This window comes from Altererythrobacter aquiaggeris, assembly GCF_037154015.1.
Lineage (GTDB): Bacteria > Pseudomonadota > Alphaproteobacteria > Sphingomonadales > Sphingomonadaceae > Aestuarierythrobacter > Aestuarierythrobacter aquiaggeris.
Map to the genome: position 1 here is coordinate 2,602,665 of NZ_JBANRL010000001.1, position 24,174 is coordinate 2,626,838.

At 59.0% G+C, this 24,174-nt stretch carries 25 protein-coding genes; 11 read left to right on the plus strand and 14 right to left on the minus strand.

The genetic code is table 11. The features are described from left to right. Window positions 1–15 precede the first annotated feature (15 nt). A complete protein-coding gene (locus WFP06_RS12885) occupies window positions 16–708 on the plus strand; it encodes a YiaD family glycine zipper/OmpA-like lipoprotein (protein ID WP_336987562.1) in 693 nt (230 codons plus the stop codon). Between the two features lie 181 nt (window positions 709–889). Further along, a complete protein-coding gene (locus WFP06_RS12890; protein WP_336987563.1) occupies window positions 890–1,309 on the plus strand; it encodes a hypothetical protein in 420 nt (139 codons plus the stop codon). Window positions 1,310–1,481: 172 nt separating this feature from the next. Here WFP06_RS12890 and WFP06_RS12895 read toward each other — a convergent pair whose 3' ends face one another. Next, window positions 1,482–2,267, minus strand: a complete 786-nt coding sequence (locus WFP06_RS12895) for a 3'(2'),5'-bisphosphate nucleotidase CysQ (RefSeq protein ID WP_336987564.1) — start codon at window positions 2,265–2,267, stop codon at window positions 1,482–1,484. A 121-nt stretch (window positions 2,268–2,388) separates the two neighbouring features. Between WFP06_RS12895 and sucC the strand changes: the two genes are divergently transcribed. Then, entirely contained in the window at window positions 2,389–3,618 is a 1,230-nt protein-coding gene (gene sucC, locus WFP06_RS12900) for an ADP-forming succinate--CoA ligase subunit beta (protein WP_336987565.1), read from the plus strand. Here the strand turns inward: sucC and WFP06_RS12905 are convergent. Next, a complete protein-coding gene (locus WFP06_RS12905; protein ID WP_336987566.1) occupies window positions 3,599–4,108 on the minus strand; it encodes a DUF6265 family protein in 510 nt (169 codons plus the stop codon). The genes sucC and WFP06_RS12905 overlap by 20 nt on opposite strands. A gap of 171 nt (window positions 4,109–4,279) precedes the next feature. Between WFP06_RS12905 and WFP06_RS12910 the strand changes: the two genes are divergently transcribed. The 3 genes from WFP06_RS12910 to WFP06_RS12920 are packed head-to-tail and all read left to right on the plus strand — an operon-like array spanning window position 4,280 to window position 6,996. Beyond that, window positions 4,280–5,026, plus strand: coding sequence for an electron transfer flavoprotein subunit beta/FixA family protein (locus WFP06_RS12910; RefSeq protein WP_336987567.1), 747 nt, complete (start codon window positions 4,280–4,282; stop codon window positions 5,024–5,026). A 54-nt stretch (window positions 5,027–5,080) separates the two neighbouring features. Next, the gene (locus WFP06_RS12915) at window positions 5,081–6,010 is read left to right on the plus strand and encodes an electron transfer flavoprotein subunit alpha/FixB family protein (protein WP_336987568.1); all 930 of its coding nucleotides are present in this window, start codon (window positions 5,081–5,083) and stop codon (window positions 6,008–6,010) included. A 44-nt stretch (window positions 6,011–6,054) separates the two neighbouring features. Continuing rightward, window positions 6,055–6,996, plus strand: a complete 942-nt coding sequence (locus tag WFP06_RS12920; RefSeq protein ID WP_336987569.1) for an energy transducer TonB — start codon at window positions 6,055–6,057, stop codon at window positions 6,994–6,996. Here WFP06_RS12920 and WFP06_RS12925 read toward each other — a convergent pair. The 8 genes from WFP06_RS12925 to WFP06_RS12960 all read right to left on the minus strand — a co-directional run bounded on the left by WFP06_RS12925 (window position 6,993) and on the right by WFP06_RS12960 (window position 15,915). Beyond that, window positions 6,993–7,823, minus strand: a complete 831-nt coding sequence (locus WFP06_RS12925) for a sigma-70 family RNA polymerase sigma factor (protein WP_336987570.1) — start codon at window positions 7,821–7,823, stop codon at window positions 6,993–6,995. The genes WFP06_RS12920 and WFP06_RS12925 overlap by 4 nt on opposite strands. A gap of 205 nt (window positions 7,824–8,028) precedes the next feature. Beyond that, window positions 8,029–8,565: a GNAT family N-acetyltransferase gene (locus WFP06_RS12930; RefSeq protein ID WP_336987571.1), complete on the minus strand. Its 537-nt coding sequence runs from the start codon at window positions 8,563–8,565 to the stop codon at window positions 8,029–8,031. A gap of 2 nt (window positions 8,566–8,567) precedes the next feature. Further along, window positions 8,568–9,776, minus strand: coding sequence for a DUF445 domain-containing protein (locus tag WFP06_RS12935; protein ID WP_336987702.1), 1,209 nt, complete (start codon window positions 9,774–9,776; stop codon window positions 8,568–8,570). A gap of 115 nt (window positions 9,777–9,891) precedes the next feature. Next, a complete protein-coding gene (locus tag WFP06_RS12940) occupies window positions 9,892–13,368 on the minus strand; it encodes an efflux RND transporter permease subunit (RefSeq protein ID WP_336987572.1) in 3,477 nt (1,158 codons plus the stop codon). A gap of 5 nt (window positions 13,369–13,373) precedes the next feature. Continuing rightward, complete coding sequence (locus tag WFP06_RS12945; RefSeq protein WP_336987573.1) at window positions 13,374–14,570, minus strand: efflux RND transporter periplasmic adaptor subunit; 1,197 nt, start codon at window positions 14,568–14,570, stop codon at window positions 13,374–13,376. A 246-nt stretch (window positions 14,571–14,816) separates the two neighbouring features. Continuing rightward, a complete protein-coding gene (locus WFP06_RS12950; RefSeq protein ID WP_336987574.1) occupies window positions 14,817–15,080 on the minus strand; it encodes a GlsB/YeaQ/YmgE family stress response membrane protein in 264 nt (87 codons plus the stop codon). Window positions 15,081–15,274: 194 nt separating this feature from the next. After that, entirely contained in the window at window positions 15,275–15,574 is a 300-nt protein-coding gene (gene sciP, locus WFP06_RS12955; protein WP_336987575.1) for a CtrA inhibitor SciP, read from the minus strand. Then, a complete protein-coding gene (locus WFP06_RS12960) occupies window positions 15,571–15,915 on the minus strand; it encodes a hypothetical protein (RefSeq protein WP_336987576.1) in 345 nt (114 codons plus the stop codon). Before WFP06_RS12960 ends, sciP begins: the two co-directional genes overlap by 4 nt. A 116-nt stretch (window positions 15,916–16,031) precedes the next feature. On the opposite strand from WFP06_RS12960, the gene mnmA reads away from it, so the two are divergent. Next, a complete protein-coding gene (gene mnmA / locus WFP06_RS12965) occupies window positions 16,032–17,201 on the plus strand; it encodes a tRNA 2-thiouridine(34) synthase MnmA (protein WP_336987577.1) in 1,170 nt (389 codons plus the stop codon). Here mnmA and WFP06_RS12970 read toward each other — a convergent pair. Further along, on the minus strand, window positions 17,198–17,575 hold the full coding sequence (locus WFP06_RS12970; RefSeq protein ID WP_336987578.1) for a hypothetical protein: 378 nt from the start codon (window positions 17,573–17,575) through the stop codon (window positions 17,198–17,200). The two genes, mnmA and WFP06_RS12970, sit on opposite strands and share 4 nt — an antisense overlap. 31 nt (window positions 17,576–17,606) lie before the next feature. On the opposite strand from WFP06_RS12970, the gene WFP06_RS12975 reads away from it, so the two are divergent. Beyond that, window positions 17,607–18,725: a serine hydrolase domain-containing protein gene (locus tag WFP06_RS12975; protein WP_336987579.1), complete on the plus strand. Its 1,119-nt coding sequence runs from the start codon at window positions 17,607–17,609 to the stop codon at window positions 18,723–18,725. On the opposite strand, the gene WFP06_RS12980 is transcribed toward WFP06_RS12975, so the two are convergent. Genes WFP06_RS12980 through pdxH form a run of 3 tightly spaced genes read right to left on the minus strand, consistent with a single transcriptional unit; the run spans window position 18,710 to window position 21,083 of the window. After that, a complete protein-coding gene (locus tag WFP06_RS12980; RefSeq protein ID WP_336987580.1) occupies window positions 18,710–19,525 on the minus strand; it encodes a PhzF family phenazine biosynthesis protein in 816 nt (271 codons plus the stop codon). The genes WFP06_RS12975 and WFP06_RS12980 overlap by 16 nt on opposite strands. Further along, entirely contained in the window at window positions 19,522–20,478 is a 957-nt protein-coding gene (locus tag WFP06_RS12985; protein WP_336987581.1) for a cation diffusion facilitator family transporter, read from the minus strand. The genes WFP06_RS12980 and WFP06_RS12985 overlap by 4 nt, the downstream gene beginning before the upstream one ends. After that, window positions 20,475–21,083, minus strand: coding sequence for a pyridoxamine 5'-phosphate oxidase (pdxH, locus tag WFP06_RS12990; protein ID WP_336987582.1), 609 nt, complete (start codon window positions 21,081–21,083; stop codon window positions 20,475–20,477). Before pdxH ends, WFP06_RS12985 begins: the two co-directional genes overlap by 4 nt. Window positions 21,084–21,165: 82 nt before the next feature. Between pdxH and WFP06_RS12995 the strand changes: the two genes are divergently transcribed. The 3 genes from WFP06_RS12995 to fabI are packed head-to-tail and all read left to right on the plus strand — an operon-like array spanning window position 21,166 to window position 23,986. Next, window positions 21,166–22,119 (plus strand): DnaJ C-terminal domain-containing protein, encoded by a 954-nt coding sequence (locus WFP06_RS12995; protein ID WP_336987583.1) that lies wholly within the window; start codon window positions 21,166–21,168, stop codon window positions 22,117–22,119. Window positions 22,120–22,133: 14 nt separating this feature from the next. After that, entirely contained in the window at window positions 22,134–23,183 is a 1,050-nt protein-coding gene (locus tag WFP06_RS13000; RefSeq protein WP_336987584.1) for a YihY/virulence factor BrkB family protein, read from the plus strand. Further along, entirely contained in the window at window positions 23,180–23,986 is an 807-nt protein-coding gene (gene fabI / locus WFP06_RS13005; RefSeq protein WP_336987585.1) for an enoyl-ACP reductase FabI, read from the plus strand. The genes WFP06_RS13000 and fabI overlap by 4 nt, the downstream gene beginning before the upstream one ends. The last annotated feature ends 188 nt before the right edge of the window (window positions 23,987–24,174 follow it).

Sequence of the window (24,174 nt, forward strand, 5' to 3'; positions counted from 1 at the left end):
GGAGGGACTATAATCATGAACAAATCCAAACTCTTAATTTCGAGCCTGGCCGCATTATCGCTGGCGACCGTATCCGGCTGTGTGACCGATCCGAACACTGGTGAGAAGAAAATCTCGCGCACGGTTCTCGGCGGCGCGGGCGGCACAGTCCTGGGCGGATTACTAGGCGGTGTTATCGGCGGCAAAACCGGGCGCATCATCGGCGCCGGTGTCGGCGGCGTTGCCGGGGGCGTGGTTGGTTACAAGATGGACCAACAGATCAAGGAATTGAAGGAACAGACCGCCGGTTCGGGCGTGGATGTTTCGGAAACCGACGGCGGTTCGGCCATTCTGGTCAACCTGCCCGACGGCGTGACTTTCGCGACCGGCAGCTACACCATCAATCCGACTTTCCGCGAGACACTGGTAACTGTTGCCAACAGCCTGCAACAATATCCCGATAGTCTGATCGACGTATATGGTCACACCGATTCAACCGGTTCGGATGCTTTCAACCAGCGTCTTTCCGAACAGCGTGCGCAGGCGGTTGCCAACTATCTGGTGCAGCGCGGCGTAAGCGCTGCCCGTATCCGTTCGCAAGGATTTGGCGAAACACAACCGATTGCAAGCAATGACACCGATTCGGGCCGTTCGCTGAACCGCCGCGTCGAAATCAAGATCATTCCGATTACGCAGGAAGATGTTCAGGCTGCCCGTCAAGGCAACTGATAATCTTGCTGAAAAAATCGAACTGATCGGGGCCGGCCTGAAAAGGCCGGCCCCTTTCGTTTGTGCGTAATGCGGGGCCTGATCGATCTGTGCCTGACAAGACCCGGTCGCAAACATCGGGCGGACAGACCAGATGGGGGCCATACCTTTTGCGCACCCATTTGTCAGAGCCTCAGCAAATGTGGAAAATCCCCAGGACAGCCATTGTTCAGGTGAGCAACAATATCGGCGCCCAATGGAATATTACGCAGCAATAAAGCAGGCCATTGCCGACAACACTGGATTGGCCGGTTCGCACCTTCACGTGCACGTGGGAATGGCCATTTTCCTTTTCGCCAGACTGGTTTCCGGGCGTACCGTCGGAACCTTTATTCCATTTGCGGCGGTAGTGGTACTCCAGTGCGTGAATGAATTAATCGACTATTCGAACAATGGATCCTGGCTGATCCAAAACACTACAGGTGATATGATCAATACGCTGTTTTGGCCGCTGGCGATTACTATTGCCGTTCGCCTGAGACCTCCACGGTCTCATCAGGCTCGAAAAAAATCGACCGCTATCTATTCAGCGGATGTTTTGAGTGAGCACCCCGCAAAATGATGCTTACGCAGATTTTGACAACGTGCGTAATCTCTTGAAATGATAGAGTGATTGCTCAAGCCTCATCAAACCGTAAAACGCATTTCGGGCAACGAGCGATGAACGGAGCGTTTTCGAAATTCCGCTTTGCACCCGCTTGCGGGCGTTCGGGATAAGCGGGCCGGTTCGCGCATTAGCCCTTCGGCGCGAGGATTTTTGCCCGCGCCGCCAGATGCGCGACGGCATCGCCGTGTATGGCCGGCGAACAGACCAGCAGACCAAACTCACGCGGGTCGCGTTTGTTGTAATTGAGCCGACCGCCAAACGCATCGCTGACCGCCGCACCGGCCTCGCGCGCGATCAGGCAGGCTGCGGCGACATCCCATTCCCAGCCCCAGCGCAATGTCGCCACCAGATCGGCCTCGTTCGCGCCAACCATGGCAATCCGCAGTGCGATGGAATTGGGTTTTTCGACCATGGTCAGGATCTGATCCTCTTTCATCAGCGAATCGGCGGGTACGCGCGCGCCTTTGAACCTGGTGCATTTGCTTGCGCTCAGCCGCTGGCCATTGCGCCATGCGCCCTTGCCCGCAACCGCGCTCCACACCTCGCCGCGCGCCGGGGCAACCAGAGTTCCCATCAGCGGCCTTCCTCCGCTGACCAGCGCCACCGACACGGCCCAGCCCTTGCGCCCCCGGATAAAGTCGCGCGTCCCGTCAATCGGATCAACCACCCAGCACAGCCCCTTGGCCAACCGCCTGTCATTGTCGGCGGTTTCTTCGCTCAACCATCCTGCCGACGGTAACAAAGACCCCAATTCGCGGCGGAGGAAATTATCGACCGCGACATCGGCCGCGCTTACCGGATCGCCGGGATTCTTCTCCCAGCTTTCCAGCACATGGCCATCGCCGGGCCACGCGCCCAACGCCATATGCCCGGCTTCGCGGACAATCTGTTCAAGGCGCATAGTGTCAATCATGGGTCACGAAAGGCAGTGGCGGCGATACGGGGACTTTTCAAGCGCGACGCACTATGCTTATGCCCGCATAAAGCCAAAACGCGCCAAATCCCCCACTTCCGCCAATCGGGACATTAATTTCATGAACATTCACGAATATCAGGCCAAGGAACTACTCGCGAAATACGGCCTCGGCATTCCTGCCGGCCACGCCGCGCTGACAGTGGACGAAGCTGTGGCGGCTGCGAAGAAACTGCCCGGGCCGCTCTTTGTCGTGAAGGCACAAATTCACGCGGGCGGCCGCGGCAAGGGCAAGTTTGCCGAACTGGGCCCCGATGCCAAGGGCGGCGTTCGGCTCGCCAAGAGCATCGAAGATGTCGAATCGGATGCCAAGGAAATGCTCGGCAATACGCTGGTGACTATCCAGACGGGTGATGCGGGCAAGCAGGTAAACCGGCTGTATGTGACCGACGGCGTCGATATCGAACAGGAATATTACCTCGCGATGCTGGTCGACCGTGCATCGGGCCGCGTTGCGATGGTCGCATCAACCGAAGGCGGCATGGATATCGAAGATGTCGCGCATAACACGCCCGAAAAAATCACCACGATCACGATCGATCCGGCAACCGGCTTCATGCCGCACCATGGCCGCGCCGTGGCGTTTGCGCTGCAATTGACGGGCGATCTGAACAAGCAATGCCAGAAAATGGCCGCCCAACTTTACACCGCCTTCATGGATCTCGACACCGAGATGCTGGAAATCAATCCGTTGGTGGAGACGAAAGACGGCCAGTTGCTCGTCCTCGACACCAAGATGAGCTTTGACGGCAATGCGCTCTATCGCCACCCCGAAGTCGAAGCGATGCGCGACGAAACCGAAGAAGACCCGGCAGAAGTCGAAGCGAGCAAGCACGATCTTGCCTATATCAAGCTGGACGGCAACATCGGCTGCATGGTCAATGGCGCAGGCCTTGCGATGGCGACGATGGATATTATCAAGCTGAACGGTGCATTCCCCGCCAACTTCCTCGACGTAGGCGGCGGCGCGACCAAGGAGAAGGTCACCGCAGCATTCAAGATCATCCTGAAGGACCCGGCTGTCGAGGGCATTCTGGTCAACATCTTCGGCGGGATCATGAAATGCGACATTATCGCTGACGGGATCGTTGCCGCGGCTAAGGAAGTGAACCTGTCGGTGCCGCTGGTCGTCCGCCTCGAAGGCACCAATGTACAGCAGGGCAAAGACATCCTTGCCAATTCGGGCCTGCCCATTGTGGCGGCTGATGACCTGGGCGACGCTGCACGCAAGATCGTCGCCGAAGTGAAACAAGCGGCCTGGGCGCCGTCCGCTATAAATCCAATCGCGTAAACCGGAAGATGAGCTCGCTGGACGAGCCATCTTTCTGGCGCATTCGCACAGCGGCGACGAGGCCGTCCTCGCCGTCCTTGCGCAATGTCAGGCCGTGGAAGAATGCCGCCCCCGGCTCCATGGCGACTAAACGAAAGGCGGTCGTATCGTCCTTTTCTTCCCAACCGGTGAGATCGGCGTTGAAGTGTTTGAGCCGCAGCACAAGACTGCCTCCTTCCTCCATCAGATAGAGATGTTCGGTAAAGCGGATACCACCTTCGCCGTCTTCCTGAACAAAAGTCCCGACCATCGTGCCGCCGACTGCGGGGAGCCAGCTTTCATGCGCGGGAGCATCGGCAATTCCTGTGCCGGTCCATTGTCCCGCCAGCCATTCCATATCTGCTATTGTGGCGCCGGGCGGCGCGTGGTCCGCTGGCGCGATTCGCGTTTCCTGCGCCGCAACGGGCGCGCAAGCGGCGACGCACAGCAGTATCGGCAAAAGGAATCGCATGAATCAGTCTCCTAATCGACGCTGTGCTTACGCTGCGCCGTAACGTAAGGCAAAAATGCCACGCGCGCGCGGGGCTTGACGCAGAGCATACGGAACGCAATTGCTTTCACCTGCGTTATTTAACCGAGCGGCTAAGCCGGCCGCACCACTGCACGAAAGGGATCTTCCGCAATGAAAATCCTCGTCCCCGTAAAACGGGTGATCGATTACAATGTTAAACCTCGCGTCAAGGCGGATGGTTCGGGCGTCGATCTGGCCAACGTGAAGATGAGCATGAACCCGTTTGACGAGATTGCTGTCGAAGAAGCGATCCGGATCAAGGAAGCGGGCAAGGCTGAGGAAATCATCGCGGTTTCCATCGGCCCCGCGAAGGCAACCGAAACGCTGCGCACTGCGCTGGCGATGGGTGCCGACCGCGCGATATTGGTGCAAACCGATGATGAAGTCGAACCGCTGGCGGTCGCGAAAATCCTCAAGGCAATTGCCGATGCAGAACAGCCCGGTCTGATTATGCTGGGCAAGCAGGCAATTGATGATGACAGCAACCAGACCGGCCAGATGCTCGCTGCATTGATGGGCCGCCCGCAAGGCACTTTCGCCAACACTGTCGAAGTGGAAGGTGACAGTGTGACTGTGAAGCGCGAAGTCGATGGCGGGCTTGAAACCGTCAAGCTATCGCTACCCGCGGTCATCACGACGGATTTGCGCCTTAACGAACCGCGATACGCCTCGCTGCCCAACATCATGAAGGCCAAGAAAAAGCCGCTGGATGAAAAAACTCCGGCGGATTACGGTGTTGATACTGCGCCGCGCCTGACGACCAAGCACGTCGCCGAACCGCCAGTGCGGCAGGCCGGCATCAAGGTCGCAGATGTCGATGGACTGGTCGCCAAGATCAAGGCAATGGGTATTGCGTAAGTGCGGGCATCGCATCAACCGCGCGCCTGATACGAATTTTCGAAGGAAGCTGATATGAAGACTCTCGTTTGGGTCGAGCACGACAACTCTTCGGTGAAGGATGCCACGTTGGCGGCTGTCACCGCCGCTGGCGAAATGGGCGAAGTCCATTTGCTGGTCGCCGGATCGGGCTGCGGCGCGGTTGGCGAAGCCGCCGCCAAAATTGCCGGTGTGGGCAAAGTCCATGTGGCCGATGACCCGGCCTATGCAAACGCGCTGGCCGAAAACATCGCCCCGCTGGTGGCCGATCTGATGGGCCATCACGATGCCTTCGTTGCGCCCGCCACGACCACCGGCAAGAATATCGCGCCGCGCGTTGCGGCCCTGCTCGACGTGATGCAGATTTCCGACATTCTTTCGGTCGAAGGCGACAAAACGTTTACGCGCCCGATTTACGCCGGCAACGCGATTGCAACTGTCCAGTCGAGCGATAAAAAGCTGGTGATCACCGTCCGCGGCACTGCATTCGACAAGGCTGCCAGCGAAGGCGGAAGCGGTACGGTCGAATCCGTGTCAGGCCCGACAGGCGACGGCACTTCGGCATTCGTGAGTGCGGAAATCGCCAAAAGCGAGCGTCCCGAACTTACCAGCGCCAAGGTCATCGTATCGGGCGGCCGCGCGCTGAAAGATGCCGCAACATTCGAGCAATACATCACACCGCTGGCAGACAAGCTGGGCGCAGGCATCGGTGCATCGCGCGCCGCGGTCGATGCGGGCTATGTGCCCAACGATTATCAGGTTGGCCAAACCGGCAAAATCGTAGCGCCCGAAGTCTATATCGCAGTCGGAATTTCAGGCGCGATCCAGCATCTGGCGGGTATGAAAGATTCCAAGACGATCATCGCGATCAACAAGGATGAAGACGCGCCGATCTTCCAGGTCGCGGATATCGGACTGGTGGGCGATCTGTTCAAGATTGTGCCGGAACTGACCGAAAAGCTGTAAGGTTCGCGTCTTGATCGCCATTGGCTGCGCGCTATAGTGCCGTCATGGAACTTGGACATGCAATCAGGGCATTAGCCCTAACTGCCGCCGCCATTCCCGCAATGGCGGCGGCTCCTGTTTTGGCTCAGAATGGCGAACCAGTCGTGCTTGACCCAAACTCGAAATGGGTTCTGAATTATGCCGATGACAGTTGCCGCCTGATCCGGGGGTTCGGTGACGGCGCAAATGCCAGCGCTTTTTACATCGAGCGTTATGGGCCCGGCGATACCTTCGTCATGTTGGTAGCAGGCGAGCCATTCAAGAAGCTCAGTCGCCGAGAAGCCTTGGAAGTCAAATTCGGATCTGACGAGGGAGTCCAGACGCCCGCCTTTTTCGAAGGTGACTTTGGCAATTTCGGTCCGGCGATCATTTTCAGCTCATTGAGCGTGGAGCGGCCTGACTGGGCAGGTATGGATGCACGCGACTTGAAAGCGTATTTCGAAGCGAAACAGGCCAAAGAGAAAAAAGAGGAGTGGCAACCTATCGGCGAAAAACGCGAAAGCGCAATCACATGGCTGGCATTTTCTGATGGCAAAAAGAGCACTGTAAGGCTGAACACCGGGTCGATGGGCAAACCGTTCCAAGCGCTGCGGGCTTGTACAGACAAACTGCTGAATAGCTGGGGCGTCGATCCTGTTAAACATGAGGCGCAATCGCGCGTACTGGAGCCGGCGGATTCTCCCGTTAATTGGCTGAAACCGAGTGACTATCCGATTAGTATGCTCAATCAAGGGCAGCAGGGTCTGGTGCAATTCCGTCTGAATGTGGGGGAGGATGGAAAACCGACAACCTGTCACATCCAGCAATCGACCCGTCCAAAAGAGTTCGACGATATTGTCTGCAAGCGCCTGATGCAGCGGGCTTCGTTCATTCCCGCATTGGACGCGGAGGGTAAACCATTCCCATCGTACTACCGCTCGGCAGTGCGCTTCCAGATGCCCGATTAACAACCGGACCATGAAGCAGGGTTAAAGCGCTCACTCACCGCCACCCGTTTCGTGATATGGCGCAGCACGCGCCGCGCCACCTGGCGTTTCTGCTCCTTTGACATGGCATCCTCGGCCGCCATTTCCCGCCCGCCGAGCAGGTGGCGCGCAGCAATAGCCCGGTCGTTCATGATTTTCGTATTGATCGCGATCAAGCGGGCGGTTTTCACATCGGCGCCGGAAACCGCCTTTGCGGTCGCGCGCTCCAACTGTTCAAGCGCGCGCCGGCGGGCCATGTCGGAATAATCGTCCAGCATCGCGTCGGCGGCGCGGCGGGCCATCAGATCGCTAGCCGGGCGCGTAACTCTGAGTTCTGCATCCTCATCCACAATCAGGTCGCCCAGTGTCAGATGGCCCGGTGTCAGATGGCCCGGTGTCAGATTGTCCTGTCCCGCAGGAAGCGCGAGCGACACTGTTCTGGCGCAAATCCGGCGGGCGCTGCCGCGCTGGTCCAGCCGCATCCGGAAACGCAGGCTTTGCAGTTCCCCGCGCAGTTGCCAGTTCACGAATGTGGTAAAGCGGGCTTTTGCCTTGTCGTATTCGGCAATCGCCCGGTGGACTGCAATCGCACAGGCCTGTTCGGCATCCTCGCGCAAATCCAATAGTCCATATCGCCCGATAAAATGGCGAATACGCGGCGCAAGCAGCCGCAATATCTGGGAAAAGTGCCGGTCGATAGCGAACCTGTCACATGATTTCACCGGCCGGCCTGCGGCTTTGCGTGCCGGGTAAAGCCCGATTATTGCCTCTACCTGCTGTTCCAGAGCATCCGATATCGATTGCGCCATTGTGCGTCCCCTTGAGCCGGGCGGCACCAGCCGCCCTTGAGAACACAGATATTTCAGCGGGATAAATTTGGATTTTATGACGGGGTACGGGATTTTGCCTATGCAGCGGCGCGGCGCGGCCCGGCGCCGCGCTTCATCCCCGGCATTGCAATCAAATGGCAGTTATCAAGATAACCTCATGTTTCCATTATAGAGGCAGGCGCGATCAGCCGGGCGCGCGTTCCAGCAAAATCACCGCTTCGCCCTGTTCGCCATCTCCGGGCGGGAACCGTGTTTCGCGATATCTGGCAAAACCCAGCGCCGCTGCAAGACCGAGCGAGGGAGCATTGCCCGGATCAATCATCGCCACCACGCGGCGCGGGCCGTGTTCGCGGTCGAACCACGCCAGTGATGCGCGCATCGCTTCGCCGCTAATGCCTGTGCCGACATGTTGGCGTTTGGTAATCCAGCCCGCTTCGGGCTGATCGTCGAAATCATCCCCCAGCCCGCGCCAGCTGTGAAAAATGCCAAAGGTGCCGACCAGCTCGCCGGTGTTTTTCAAATGCCCCATCAGACTGCCATAGCCGTATAGCGACCAGCTGCCCGCCCCGCGCTGGAACCGCATATGCATATCGGGGATGGTCGGCGGCGGCCCGAGATAGCGGCAGGTTTCGGGATCCGAGACAAGATCGAACAGCGGCTGGAAGTCTGCAACCTCTGGCTTGGCCAGCAACAACCGGTCAGTCTCGATCACTATGTCCATGACTAGAACAATCCGTCGAGGAAGTGGATCGTCACACCCACAAGTCCGCCGACCATGGTGCCGTTGATCCGGATAAACTGCAGGTCGCGGCCGACCGCGCTTTCAATCCGGTCAGTCACCGTGCTGGCATCCCAGCGGCGCACCGTTTCGGAAACCAGCTGGACGATCTGGTCGCCATAGCGGGTTGCCACACCGACCATGGTGCGGCGCGAGAACCGGTTGACCAGCACTTGCAATCGCTTGTCGCGCTGCAGCGATTGGCCCAGTTCCTGCACACTGATGCCGAATTGTCCGGCCAGAATTTTTTCGGGATTGTCCATCGCGCGCAGCAAAGCGCGGCGGGCGCGCTCCCACAAACCGTCGATCCAGTGGCCAACCGCGGGATTTGCAAGCAGCTCCAGCTTCATTTTGCGGACCTTTTCCTGCGTGTCCGGATCGTGCTGCAAATCATCGGCCAGCTGCGCCAGGCCTTCCTCCAGCTTTCCGCGCAAGGGGTGGTCGGGATCGACCACCGTTTCGGCAAGCAATTTGTAAAGACCGTCAAGCACGCGGTTGGCAATGGTCGTATCAAGGCCGGTCCAGCGCACCACGCCATTGGCACGTTCGGCAATCATGGCGCGGACAAGCTCTTCATTATCTTCCAGCGTGATACCTGCCCAGCGAATGGCGCCTTCAATCACCGGCATATGCCGCTTGTCGGCAATCGCAGCGCCCAGCATCTGCCCCAGCAGCGGTGCGAGGTCGATTTTTTCCAACTGGGTGCGCAGGCCGCCCTTGACCATACCGCCCAATTTTTCCTGATCGAGCGACTGGAGCACATCGGAGGCCAGCCCCGCGGCGCCTTCGCGAATCCGCGATTCGCCGCCCTTGGCACCATCGGCCAGAAACCCGCCCGCCGCCTCGGCAATGTTCATATTCTGCAGACGCCGCGCGACAACTTGCGGGGTTAGAAAATTATCCCGCAGAAAGGACGCCATCGTATCGGCAATCCGGTCCTTGTTTTCCGGAATAATCGCCGTGTGCGGGATCGGGAGACCAAGCGGGCGACGGAACAGCGCGGTTACGGCAAACCAGTCAGCCAGCCCGCCGACCATCGCAGCTTCGGAAAATGCCAGCAGATATCCCCAGGCCGGGTGCAGTTCCTCGTACCGGTTGGCGATGAGAAACAGCGCCGCCATCACAACCAGCATCAGGGTAGCCGTGATGCGCATCGTGCGCGCGCGGTCCGCCGGCACCGGCTGGGCAATACGTAATGCCGATTTGCGCAATTGCCCCATAGCGGGCTGTTCTACAGCCAAGTCCATGTCAGGTCGAGTATCGCCAGGCTCATTCAGCGGGTACTGCCCCCGCGCCGGAGGCATCTGCCCGGCCTGCCTTGTCCGCTGCATCATCACCCGGCCTGAAAGTCAGGAACTTGTTGCGCATCCAAGGGCCGATCCTGTTTTCCAGTCCATCAGCCAGACTGAAGCCGGCCGGAACAATCAGCAGCGTCAGAACAGTCGAAACGATCAACCCGCCTATAACCACGGTCCCCATCGGCGCACGCCAAGCCGCATCACCCGACAGCGATATAGCCGTCGGGACCATGCCCGCAGTCATGGCGACAGTGGTCATGACAATCGGCTGCGCACGCTTGTGACCCGCTTCGAGAATGGCTGTCAGTTTGTCAGTGCCGACTTTCATTTCCTCGATCGCGAAATCGATCAGCAGGATCGAGTTTTTGGACACAATCCCGAGCAGCAACAGAATGCCGATATACACCGGCATCGACTGCGACTGTCCGACAATCCAGACGAGGAAAATTCCGCCCAGCGGCGCCAGCGCAAGCGACGCCATATTGACCAGCGGGCTCATCAGACGTTTGTACAGGAGCACCAATACGGCAAATACCAGCAAGACGCCCGCGACGATCGCGATAATCAGGTTGGAAATCAGTTCCTGCTGCCACTCGTCTTCACCCACAACATCGCGAATGACGCCCTGAGGCAGATTCTGGAGGATCGGTAGCGCGTCGATCTGTTCCTGCGCCGTGCCCTTGATAACGCCCGAAGATAAATCGGCGCCCACCAGAACGCGGCGGTTCTGGTTATAGCGCTGGATCGAGGTCGGGCCCGAGCCGAAAGAAATTTTCGCCACCCGTTCAAGCGGGACGGAACCGCCCGATGCGGTCGCCACCGGCAATTGCGCGATCGTCGTCAAATCGCGCCGCGAGGCTTTGGGCAATTTCACGCGAATGGGGATTTGACGATCGGACAAGGAGAATTTGGCAGCGTTTTGCTCGATTTCGCCCATTGTCGCGATACGGATTGTCTGGCTCAGCGCGATGGTTGTCACGCCGAGTTCCGCCGCCAGATCCGCCCGTGGTTCGATAATGATTTCAGGACGGTTGAGATCGGCACTGACGCGCGGCGCAACCAGAGTGTCCAGCCCCTTCATCTGCTCGACCAGTTCTGTTGCGGTCGATTCAAGCAGCTCGGGGTCGGAACCCGCGAGCATCACGGTCATATCGCGGCCGCTGCCGAAACCGCCCGATTGCGAGCGGAAACGGACACGGGCATCGGGAATGTCGGCGAATTTTGGTGCAAGATCCCGCTCGAACTCGACCGACGTTTTTTTCCGGTCGGGTTTCAGCGTGATGTAAATGGTGGCGTCGCCTTCGTTCACCCGTTCCAGAGCTATTTCGACTTCCGGTTGTTCGTACAGCATTGCTGCAACGCGGTCGGCCACACGTTCGGTTGTTTCCAGCGTCGTTCCGGGCACCATTTCGATGGTCACCTGGCTGTTATCTTCATTGGTGGTGGGCTGGAATTGCGCGGGTACATTCATGAACAGCAATACGGTCAGCAGAAATGCGAGAAAGCCGACCCCCAGCATCCAGACCCGGTGATCGTGGAACCTTGCCTCCAGATATCGCCACGACTGCGCCAACCGCGTACCCATGAGGCCGAAGATAAATCCGCACAATTTCAGAATAAGAACAATTGCGATGAGGCTGATTGCCGTCGCGGCAGCCAGGAATATCAGCTGTACGAAGCGGTCCGCCAATGTCCCCATTGTCGATGTCGGATCAAGCGCCAGTGCGGTGACCAGACCTTGCGGCAGCCCGGTGGCCATCATGAGATCGAACGCAGTAAACAGCGCCATCCCGGAAGCGGCCAGCAGAACGATCAACAGCGCGGCAGCACTGACGACATAGAGCCAGCGGCGCCGTGGCCCGTCGATATCTTGTCTCAACGCGAGCATTTTCCGGCGGTCCAGCGTCCAGCCGAGCAACCGCATATACCGGTCCATCCATTTGCCGCCGCCATGTTCCGCGTGACCATGCGATTTCAGGAAATAAGCTGCCAGCATCGGCGTAATCATTCGCGCCACGGCCAGGCTCATCAAAACGGCGACAACGACCGTTATGCCGAAGTTTTTGAAGAACTGGCCCGAAATACCGGGCATCAACCCGACGGGGAGAAACACCGCGACGATACAGAAAGATGTCGCGACCACGGCCAGACCGATTTCGTCCGCAGCATCGATAGACGCCTGATAGGCACTTTTGCCCATCCGCATATGGCGCACGATATTTTCAATTTCGACGATGGCGTCATCGACAAGAACGCCGGCCACCAAACCCAGCGCGAGCAAGGACAATTGGTTAAGGTTGAAGCCCAGCAAATCCATGAACCAGAAAGTCGGAATTGCAGACAGCGGGATGGCGACCGCTGAAATGATCGTCGCGCGCCAGTCCCGCAGGAAGAAAAACACGACGATCACGGCCAGAATCGCGCCTTCGATCATTGCCGCGATCGAGCTTTCATATTGGCTTTTGGTATATTTGACCGTGTTGAACAGCGGAATGAATTTGACGCCGGGGTTGTCGGCTTCGATCTTGGCGATCTTCTCCAGAGCGGCGTCGAATGCCGTAACATCCGACGCACCTTTTGCGCGCGACATGAAGAAGTTGACCACCTCCTTGTCGCGGACCTTGCTGATCGATGTTCGTTCGGTGAAACCATCGCGAACGCTGGCAACGTCGGTCAGCTTTATCGTGCGCCCGCCGCCGAGCTGGAGTTGCTTTTGCGACAGTTCGAATGCTGTGTCGGTGGTCCCCAGCACGCGAACCGACTGGCGCGTTCCGCCCACTTCCGCCATGCCGCCCGCCGCATCGACATTATCGATCCGCAGGATTTGATTGATTTGACTGGCAGTAACACCCAGCGAACGCATCTTCGCAGGGTCCAGCGTCACTTCGATTTCGCGGTCCACTCCGCCGAAACGGCCCACGTCGGCCATTCCGTCAACCGTCAGCAACTGCTTCGCAACAGTGTCATCGATGAACCAGCTAAGCTGTTCGATTGTCATATCGTCGGCTTCGACGGCGTAGATGCCCAGGAAACCGCCCGAAATTTCTATTTTGCTAATCCGCGGCTCCAGAATGCCGTCAGGCAGACTTCCGCGAATCGAATCAACTGCATTCTTCACTTCGGCTACGGCATCATTTGGATCGATGCCGATCTGGAATTCGACTGTTGTGTTCGAGCTACCCTCGCGCGCGGTAGATGTGACCGTCTTGACGCCGTTTACGTTAACGACTGCAGATTCGACGATCTGCGTTATCTGGTTTTCGATTTCGGTCGGAGCCGCGCCCGGCTGCGAAATAGTGACATTCACTGCCGGGAATTCGATATCCGGCTGATTGACCACATCCATCCGTATGAAACTGATGATCCCGGCGAGGAACAGCGCGGTAAACAGCACCAGCGGTATCACCGGGTTGCGAATCGACCATGCGGAAATGTTGTTGAAATTCATCGCGGTCAGTCTTTCGCCAGAACAGGCTTGACCGTTTCGCCGGGATTGAGGAATCCGCCCGCACGCAGGACGATCTTTTCGTTACCCGTCAGGCCGCTGCGAATGGTGACACCCTTGGCCGTGACACTGCCGAGTTCGATCCGCCGCCGCTCCACCTTGTTGTCTTTCCCGACGATATACACATAACTGCCTTCTTCATCGGATTGCAGCGCACTTTCCGGCAATTGCGGCGCGACAACCGTACCGCTTTTGATGACAGCCGATGCAAACCCGCCGGGGCGCAATTCAGGTGCGTAAGGTAGCGAAATACGGGCAGTGCCCTGGCGGTTCTGCTGATCGATTATCGGCGCAATTTGCCAAACCTGGCCGGAGAAAACCTTGTCCGCGCCAACCGGTGTGACGTCGGCCTGGACGCCGGTCGAAATTCTGGCCAGATCGGTTTCACCCAGATTGGCCAGCAATTCCATCTCGCCGCCCTTGGCAATCACGAAAAGCGGGGGCGAACCGCCGCTCACAACCTGGCCGGGTTCGACATCGCGCGACAGCACAAGTCCGCCGGCCGGAGCATAAACGTTGAGCCGCGCATTGCGCGCGCGCAATTCGCCCAATTGGGCCTGCGCCACCTTGACGCGGGAAGCCGCCGCGTCGCGTGTTGCGGTCAGGCGGTCGATATCGGCCTGCGAGATAAATCCGCGCTCGACCAGCTTGAGTGCGCGGTCCAGATTGGCCTGTGCAAGGCGGGCATCGGACCGCGCGACTTCGATTTGCGCCGACTGGCTGGCTGCCTGCTGGTTCTGCACGGACCGATCGATCGACACCAGCAACTGACCCTGCCGCACGAACTGCCCGGCATCCACCGCGACCGACACCACGCGGCCGCCTTCGCCGACAACGCCAACGGGCACTTCGCGCCGCGCGGCGAGCGAGCCGGTGGCGACAATTTCGCCCGCAATCGTTACCTTACCGGGCGTGATCACCGTTATGCTGGGTGCCTGATCCGTATTATCCGCCGCCGGAGTTGCGTTGGTGCTGCCCTGCATGATGTACCATGCGGCAATGGCTGCACCCAGGATCAGCAGACCAGTAATCAGGATGATCCATTTACGGCGCGGCCGCCGTTCGTCACCCGCGTCCAGATCAAACCGGGCGTCTGAAATGTCGGGGTGGCCGTCATCCATGGTTATGCCAGTTTCGTAATTCATATCGGTCCGCGCTGTGTTACATAGCTATAGCACCAAGGGCAAGCCGGTTACCGTAACCCCCTCAACTATACGTGCGGCGGCCTTAGACCACCATTCACGACCGGACAATCGCGAGTTCTACGAACGACAAATGCCATCGGGCGAGCGCCTCGGCCCCGTTTCTCGAACGGAGCGCACCAAACCAAAGGGCGGGGGAAGTCCTGCTTCCCCCGCCCTTAAGGCTATTCAATGATGAACGGGTGCAGATTACCGCACGCGACCACGCTGAACGAGATTTACGATGGCCAGCAGAATGATCGCACCGATAACGGCAATAATCAGGCCGGTAATCGAGAATTCCTGGATCGAGCCGGCCCAGCCGAACTGTTGCGCGACCACATTGCCGATTACGGAACCGACGATACCAACGATAATGTTCCAGAAAATGCCCATCGAAGCATCCCGGTTCATAACCAGACTAGCAAGCCAGCCAGCCACACCGCCGACGATAATTGCAATAATCCAACCCATAATTTCCTCCTGTTTAGTCTGCACGGAAACGTACTTTTCATGACCGCCCATGACCGCCGGTCCCGGCGGTTTCCCATACAGAACGGCCCACCGGAACATTACGTTCCCGATGGGCCGCCACATTTATCAGAAATTTTGTTTTTAGTAAGGCAATTAACCGGCGATGTGCCGGATTTTTTTGAAAGGCGTCCGCCTCAATACTTCAGTTGCCGCTCGTAAAGATCGCGGTAATGCTGGATCCGCGTGACACGCAATCCCTGCATTCCCGACCGGTCGACCGCGCGCTGCCACGAGGCAAATTCTTCCAGAGTCAGTGTGTAACGCTCGAGCACTTCGTCGATTGTCAGCAGGCCGCCATTTACCGCCGCCACAACTTCGGCCTTGCGGCGCACAACCCAGCGGGTTGTCGAAGGCGCAGGCAGATCGTCGATAGTGAGCGGTTCACCAAGCGGGCCGATCACTTGTGCAGGCCTGATTTTCTGGTTTTCAATCATACTGTTCCTCGGTCGCCGATCAGCGAATCATCTGCATTGCCGATCTCTATGCCCCGGGCGTCTTTTCGAGGCCCTAAACCATCAGGGTTAATGGCGATTAAGTCTTCGCGGTCCGGTGCCGCGCCATCGACAATCTGCTCGGCGGTCATGGAATCGAAGCTGGCAGTGACCGGGTGCAGAAATGTTCCTGCAAGCGCCTCGCGAAGTTCCTTTGCTGCGGCCAGCCGGGCGGTTATCTCCGCCCATGTCAGCGGCCGCAAATCGGGAGTGCCATCGACAAGCGCGCCGCCTGCGATCAATCCGCGCTGTGCGGCAGTTTCGATGATTCGACTTTCAAACATGCAAGCCTGTTAGACCCGCTAACCTCAAGAACCGGTAAAAGCCGCGTTCACAAATTCGAAGGTATAGTTACCCGATCTTTGAGGTTTGCTGCGGGCCGTGTATGGGCGCACTCGCAATGACTGACACAACCGTCCTCGATTCTGCCCTGGATGCCGCACGCCTGTTCGATCTGGACAAGCCGGCGAGCGAAAGCCGCATCGTGGTTGCGATGTCGGGCGGGGTCGATTCGTCGGTCGTCGCCGCACTTGCCCATGCGAGCGGGGCCGAAGTCATCGGCATCACGCTGCAGCTGTATGATTACGGCGCCGCCACGGGCCGCAAGGGTGCCTGCTGCGCCGGAGATGACATTGCCGATGCGCGCGCGGTTTCGGACCGGCTTGGCATCGCACATTATGTTTTCGACCATGAAAGCGCCTTCAAAGAAGACGTCGTCGAAAAATTTGCCGATGAATATCTGGCCGGGCGCACGCCGGTGCCCTGCATCAGCTGCAATATGGGGCCCAAATTTACCGATCTGTTGCGCATGGCGCGCGAACTGGGCGCGGATTGCACCGCGACCGGGCATTATGTCCAGCGGATCATGGGGCCCGCCGGCGCGCAGCTGCACCGTGCAATCGATCCTGCACGTGACCAGAGCTACTTCCTTTATGGCACCACTGAAAAACAGCTCGATTTTATCCGTTTCCCGCTTGGCGGGCTGCCCAAATCGCAAGTGCGCGAATTGGCCAATGCAGCCGGGCTGCGGAACGCTGCGAAGCCCGACAGCCAGGATATCTGCTTCGTGCCCGATGGCGATTATGCAAAAATCGTCCGCAAGATGCGGCCCGAAGGCGGTGCGCCCGGTCCGATCGTCCACGCCGAAACGGGTGAGGAAATGGGCCGGCACAGGGGCATCATCCACTATACTGTCGGCCAGCGCCGCGGGCTGGATATCGGCGGACAGGCAGAACCACTTTATGTAGTCGGACTGGATGCACCCGAAGCGCGCGTGCTGGTGGGGCCCAAGCGGCTCCTCGCGGTCGCGTCGGCAACCCTAATCGATACCAATCTGATCGGGCCGATCCCCGATGTCCCGCTGACCGCCAAGGTAAGATCGCTGGCAAAGCCCGTTCCCGTCACACTGGAGGGTTCGCTGGGCGATGGCCGGCCGGTCACTTTGCATTTTGCAGCACCCGAATTCGGCGTTGCACCGGGCCAGGCTGCGGTGATTTACGCCGGTGAGCGCGTGCTGGGCGGCGGCTGGATCGATTCGACCGAAAGCTCAGTCCGTCTTGAGGCGGCCTAACCTTCCCATTTGTCCATCACGCAGCCGTAACCCTCGCGCCAGCGGGCGGTTTGCCCAATCATCAACGGATAACGGGCGGTTATGCTTTTTTCGGCCTTGTCTTCGGTCAGGCTGACCAGCTCCATCCCGCCAAGCAAGTCCTTGCGGCAATCATCGAGGCTGCGCCCGCCAGCGTGGCGGCATGAACACACCACCCGCGCACTGTATGATGCGCCGGCATTCGTGAACCCGCTTATGGCACTCCAATTATAGGCTACACCGCCTGCGATAACCGCTGTCACCGCGGCCGTTATGGCCCAGCCGCGCCGCCAGCCGCGCCGCGAGCCGCGATTATGGGTTGAAGCGGAGTTCGAACGTCGTTTTGCGGTTGCCATCGCGGCGCTCTTTGACGCATCAGTCGCCCCCATGTCCAGAACGCTCTTGCCGATCCTGCCGTTGATGTTGCTTGCCGCTTGCGGAGAGGCGGGAACGGATGCGCCGCCGCCGCTGAGCAAGCAGGCGCTCGCCGCCGTATCCGATAATGCCGGTGCCCCGACGGAGCAGGTTGCAAGGCAAGTGGATGACCTGTTTGCCAATCCCGAAACCATCGGCGAAACGCGCGCCGCAATCGTGATGCACCGCGGCCAGATCGTGGCCGAGCGTTACGGCGAGGGATATGATGCCGAAACACGCTTTGTCAGCTGGTCGATGGCCAAAACCGTCACGGCGGTGATGATCGGAATGCTGGTGGCCGACGGGCGGCTGAGGCTGGACGATTCGCCGCCGGTGCCCCGCTGGCAGCGCCCGGGTGACCCGCGCGGTGAAATCACCCTGCGGCAATTATTGCAGATGCGGTCGGGATTACGCCATTCCGAGGCCAGCGATCCGATATACGATTCTGCAGAAGTCAGGATGCTGTTTCTGGACGGCCGAGATGACATGGCGGATTACGCCGGGGCCCAGCCCCTGGAAGCCGAACCTGGCCGCCAATTCGAATATTCATCGAACACAACTGTCATTCTGGCAGATATCGCTGCCCGGGCGCTGACGACAAGTAATGATCCCGAAGTCCGCCGCAAGACGGTGGCCGATTATCTTCAGACAAGGTTGTTCGGACCGCTGGGAATGGACAGCATGGTCCCCGAATTCGACGCCCGCGGAACACTTGTTGGCGGCAGTCTTATGCATGCGACCGCGCGCGACTGGGCCAAATTCGGCGAATTCTTGCGCCATGGCGGGTCGGAACGCGGATCGCAAATGGTGCCGCGCCGATGGATCGATTTCATGAAGACGCCAAGCCCGCGATCGCCGTTTTACGGCGCGCAAACCTGGTTGAACCGCGATTCCGGCTTCGACCGCGATGATGAACAGGCTGACCGTGGTCCGGATACGATGTTCGCGGCCATTGGCCATATGGGCCAGTACATTATCGTCAGCCCGGATCAAAAGCTGACCATCGTGCGGCTGGGGCATACCGATCAGGCCAAACGGACGGCCCTGGTCGGCGAACTGATGGATGTCGCCGAACTTTATCCCGAAATGTAGAACGACCCTTCCACCACAGTGACGCAGCGCCCGCCCAGCCATGCACGCTCGCCCTGGTCATCCTTGGCCAGTCTGCAGGTCAGATCCCCGCCGCGCTGCGACGCCTGATGTGCGGTAAACCTGTCACGGCCCAGTTTTTCGGCCCAGAACGGTGTCAACGCCGCATGGGCGGAACCGGTCACGCTATCTTCGTCCACACCTGCGCCAGGCACGAATACGCGGCTGACGACGTCTGTTTTCTCCCCCGGCGCAGTGCAAATATACTGCGGATCGCCAAATGTGGCGAGGCTGCGCAAATCGGGGGTTAACGCGCGGACCTCTGCTTCGCTGGCGAACAGAAAGATGTTGTAACGATCAGGGTGTTGCCAGGTTTCCAGCGGCCGGGCGCCCAGCAGTTCCGCTGCCTCCTCCCATTCACCCGGTTCGGTTCTGAGCGCGGGAAGGCCAACTTCGTATCCACCTTCTGCCTTCACAACTTCGAGAACGCCTGCCTGCCGCGTACGAAAAGTGACGCGGTCACCAGCACCATCGCGGGATAGCAGGACATGACCCGATGCAAGCGTTGCATGGCCGCAAAGCCTGATCTCCAGTAAGGGCGTAAACCAGCGCAATTCCCAGTCTGCCGCGCCCGTATCGTCGCGCACGATGAAGGCGGTTTCAGCAAAATTGTTCTCTTCGCCAATAGCCTGCAGAACATCATCGGCAAGCCAGCTGTCCAACTCCATCACAGCGGCCTGGTTGCCGGTGAACGAACGGTTTGCGAAGGCATCGACATGCCAGTAGGGGATCTTCTGGCTCACTTGCTGTCCTTCAATTTGGCGAATTCATCTTCTTCAACCATCGGGTTGTCCGGCTCGTCGACATGCCCGGCTGGATCGATGTGGATCAGCAATTCCATGTTCGGGAAATGGCTGCACAGATCTTCTTCGACGCGGTCAATGATCTCATGCGCTCGGCCCACGCTCATCCCTGCAGGCATATCCACATGGAACTGGACGAAATCGCGGTTGCCGCTGGTGCGTGTCCGCAAATCATGGAGGTTACGCAGCTCTTCATGCCTGGCGGCGATTTCGACGAAACGATGACGCTTTTCTTCAGGCCATTCGCGGTCCATCAAATGGTCGATAGCCTCGGACGAAGCGCGCCACGCACCCCAGCCAAGCCACAGAGCTATGCCAAGGCCGAACAGCGGATCGGCGCCGGACACGCCAATCACAGAATCCAGAACCAGCGCCGCTATGACTGCCAGATTGAGCAGCAGATCCGACTGATAATGGACATGGTCCGCGCCGATGGCGACCGATTGTGTGCGGGCGATGACATAACGCTGCCAGGCCAGTAGCCCGACAGTGGCGATGATGGCAATGACCGAGACGGCAATCCCTTCCTCGATTGCTGCAACGCGGTTGCCGTTGATCAAACGGGTGATTGAACTGAAAGCAATTCCGAACGCCGAAAGCGCGATCAGCACAACCTGGAACATCGCAGCCAGAGCTTCCGCCTTGCCGTGGCCGAAGCGGTGATCCTCATCAGCAGGGTGCGCAGCAACCCAGACGCCGAGCAAAGTGGCGAGGCTGGCGACAAGATCGAGCGAAGAATCCGCCAGACTGCCGAGCATGGCTGCAGAATCGCTCTGCCAGGTTGCCCATAGCTTCAGACCGACAAGCAAAACGGCAACCGAAATCGACGCATATGCGGCAGTGCGCGTCAGCCCGGCACGCTTTTCATGCGAAGCGTGGAGACGGCCGCTCATGGATATAGCAACATATCGGTCCAGCCGTCTCCGGTCCGCTCGAAACGGCGACGGTCATGCAGTCGGTTTGGCCGATCAAGCCAGAATTCGAACGCTCCCGGCAGCAGCGTAAATCCCGTCCAGTGCCTGGGCCGTTCCACCATGCTGCCCTCGAACCGCGTGGCCGCCTCGTCAAACCGGTCGATAAAATCCTGCCGGCGGGGCAATGGCCGCGACTGGTCGGATGCAACCGCGCCCAATTGCGAATCGCGCGAGCGGCTGTGAAAATATGCGTCTGCCGTCTCGGGCAATACTTCTTCGAGCACGCCCTCGATCCGGATCTGCCGCCGCAGACTTTTCCAGTGAAACAGCAGCGCGGCCTGCGAATTAGTGCCTATTTCCTGCCCTTTGCGGCTTTGGGCATTGGTGTAGAACGTGAATCCGTTGCTGCCGTGCCCTTTCAGCAGAACCATCCTGACAGAAGGGGCGCCGCCGGGGGTCGCGGTTGCCAAAGCCATGGCATCGGGATCGTTGGGTTCGCTTGTCCGTGCTTCGGCAAACCATTTGCCGAACAGTTCGAAAGGATCGGCAACGGGAATGGCGCTATTGGCTTGCGAAGTGTCCATGGGCCCCGTCTACCGATGCAAATCGTATGAGGAAAGCCCGCTGCGCTTGCGCCCGGCCCCTGCATTACCTAGCTAACACGCAATGGCTGATCCATATTCGACTTTGGGCGTTGCCCGCACGGCGAGCGAGAAGGACATCAAGTCTGCCTATCGCAAACTTGCCAAGGAGCTTCACCCCGACAGAAATAAAGACAATCCCAAGGCTTCGGACAAATTCTCCGAGGTCACCAACGCTTATGATCTGCTGTCGGACAAGGACAAGCGGGCCCGCTTCGACCGCGGTGAAATCGACAGCGACGGCAATCCGAAAATGCCGTTTGGCGGCGGCGGGTTTGGCGGCCGCGGCGGCGGCGGCGGGGGCGGCGGGGGCGGCGGTTTCAGTTCGCAGGATTTTCAGGGCTTCGGTGCTGAAGACATGGATCTGGGCGATATTTTCGAAGGTCTGTTTGGCGGACGCGCGGGCGGTGCAGGGCCGGGCGGAAACTTTGGCCGGCGGCCACCGCAACCGCCGCCGCGCAAGGGCGCAAATGTCAGCTACAGATTGAAAGTACCCTTCGTCGATGCGGCGACCCGCCGCGACCAGCGCATAACACTGGCAGACGGCAAAACAATTGATCTGAAACTGCCCGACGGCGTCGAGGACGGGACGCAGATGCGGCTCAAGGGCAAGGGCGAATCCGGGCCGGGCGGAAACGGCGATGCGACCGTCACCCTGACTATCCAGCCTCACGCGGCCTTCCGCCGCGAAGGTGATGATGTCAGGCTTGATCTGCCGGTCACACTGGAAGAAGCCGTGTTTGGCGCGAAAATAAGGGTGCCGACAGTGGACGGCGCAGTGATGCTGACGGTTTCGCCGGGAAGTTCTTCAGGAAAGGTGCTCAGGCTCAAGGGCAAGGGTTTTTCCAGCAAGAACGGTCAGCGCGGCGACCAGCTTGTGACGCTGGAAATCGCGCTTCCCGATGATGTCAGCGAACTTGCCAATCGTCTCGAAGGCTGGAAGGACACTTCCGATCCGCGCAGCAAGCTCGGTAATTAAACCCCCGGAGCCGAATGTCGCAAGCCGACCTGCCAGATCCTGAAGAACGCATTATCCGGTCCTATTCGCCGGAAGCCCGGCGGGAGGAAGCGGCGAAGCGGCGCCGCGAGCTGGGTCAACGGGTACGCGGAAGAGTGGGGCCCGGGACACGGTTCTTCGAAGTCGTCAAACGGGTAGCCGTGGGCGCCTACAACGACGGTTTCATTCATGCGGGCAACCTTGCCTATATGGCGATGCTGGCGATCTTTCCCTTTTTTATCACCGGCGCGGCTATTTTTTCCGCAATCGGCGAGGAGGCCGAACGCGCAGCCACGATTAACGCAATCCTGTTCGCATTGCCGCCAGTGGTGGGCAATGTCATAGAGCCCGTCGCGCGCAGCGTGATCGAAGCGCGATCGGGCTGGCTTTTGTGGATCGGTGGTCTGTTCGGGCTGTGGACGGTTGGCAGTCTGATCGAGACAATTCGCGACATCCTGCGCCGGGCATACGGTACTGTCGCAACGCATTCGTTTCTAAAATACCGGCTGCTTTCTACCGGCATAATCATCTCGGCCGTGATCCTGTTGCTGGTCAGCCTTATCGCGCAGGTGCTGATCGGAACCGCACAGGAAATTATCCAGGCTTATATTCCCCAATTTGCAGACGCGATGGCGCAATTGTCGATCAGCCGGATCGTGCCGGCGCTGGGTTTGTTCGGGTCGATTTACCTGCTGTTTTATACGCTGACACCCGCCGCCTATCGCACGCGGCGATATCCCAAATGGCCCGGTGCGCTGCTGGTTACGGTATGGTGGGTCGGCGTTACGATCGGTTTACCTCCGGTGCTGCGCAGCATGTTCAGTTACGATCTGACCTACGGCAGCATGGCCGGCATCATGATCACGCTTTTCTTTTTCTGGCTGGTCGGCCTAGGGATGGTTGTAGGGGCGGAATTGAATGCCGCGCTGGCCGAACCGCCGGAAGAAGTGGATTTCGTCGGACAGGCAGACAACCGGAAACGCGCGGCGCTGAAACGAGCCGAAGCCGGAGCCGGGAACGAAACTGAACAAGGTGGTGCCAAATGACCGGATTGATGCAGGGCAAGCGCGGGCTCATTATGGGGCTGGCCAATGACAAATCACTTGCCTGGGGGATTACGAAGAAACTTGCCGAACACGGCGCCGAACTGGCATTCTCCTATCCCGGCGAAGCATTGGCCAAACGCGTCGGCCCGCTAGCCGCGCAGGTCGGAAGCGATTTTCTGATCGAATGCGACGTCGCGGATATGGATGCGCTCGATACGGCCTTCGCTGCGGTCGAGGAACGCTGGGGCGGGCTTGATTTTCTGGTCCATGCAATCGGGTTTTCGGACAAGAACGAATTGCGCGGCAAGTATGTCGATACCAGCCTCGAAAATTTCCTCCAAACGATGAATATCAGCGCCTATTCGCTGGTCGCCGCCACGAAACGAGCAGCAAAGCTGATGCCCGAAACCGGCGGAAGCGTGCTGACCTTGAGCTACTACGGCGCCGAAAAGGTGATCCCGCATTACAATGTCATGGGCGTGGCGAAGGCTGCGCTGGAAACCAGCGTCAAATATCTGGCCAATGATCTTGGTCCCGGCAACATTCGCGTCAATGCGATTTCTGCGGGCCCGATCAAAACGCTGGCTGCCAGCGGAATCGGTGATTTCCGCTATATTCTCAAGTGGAGCGAACTCAATTCGCCGCTGCGCCGCAACGTGGACATCGACGATGTCGGCGGTGCGGGACTATATTTGCTGTGCGATCTGGCGTCCGGCGTCACCGGCGAAATCCATCATGTTGACGGCGGATACAACGTGATCGGCATGAAACAGGAAGACGCACCCGACATCGCATTGACGTAGACTGCGCGGCGCCTTGTTTGAATGGCGGTCTCAAGGTTGATGAATGACGCAGGCGAGGAAACAAGCGCCAGAGATTATGGGCAAGCCGCGAACGTCCTTACGCTACTTCGGGCCGTGGTAATTGGGTGAGCTTTGCGAGTTACCGGATTACCCACCACTAGCTGTTGTTACGGCTATAAGCGAACTTT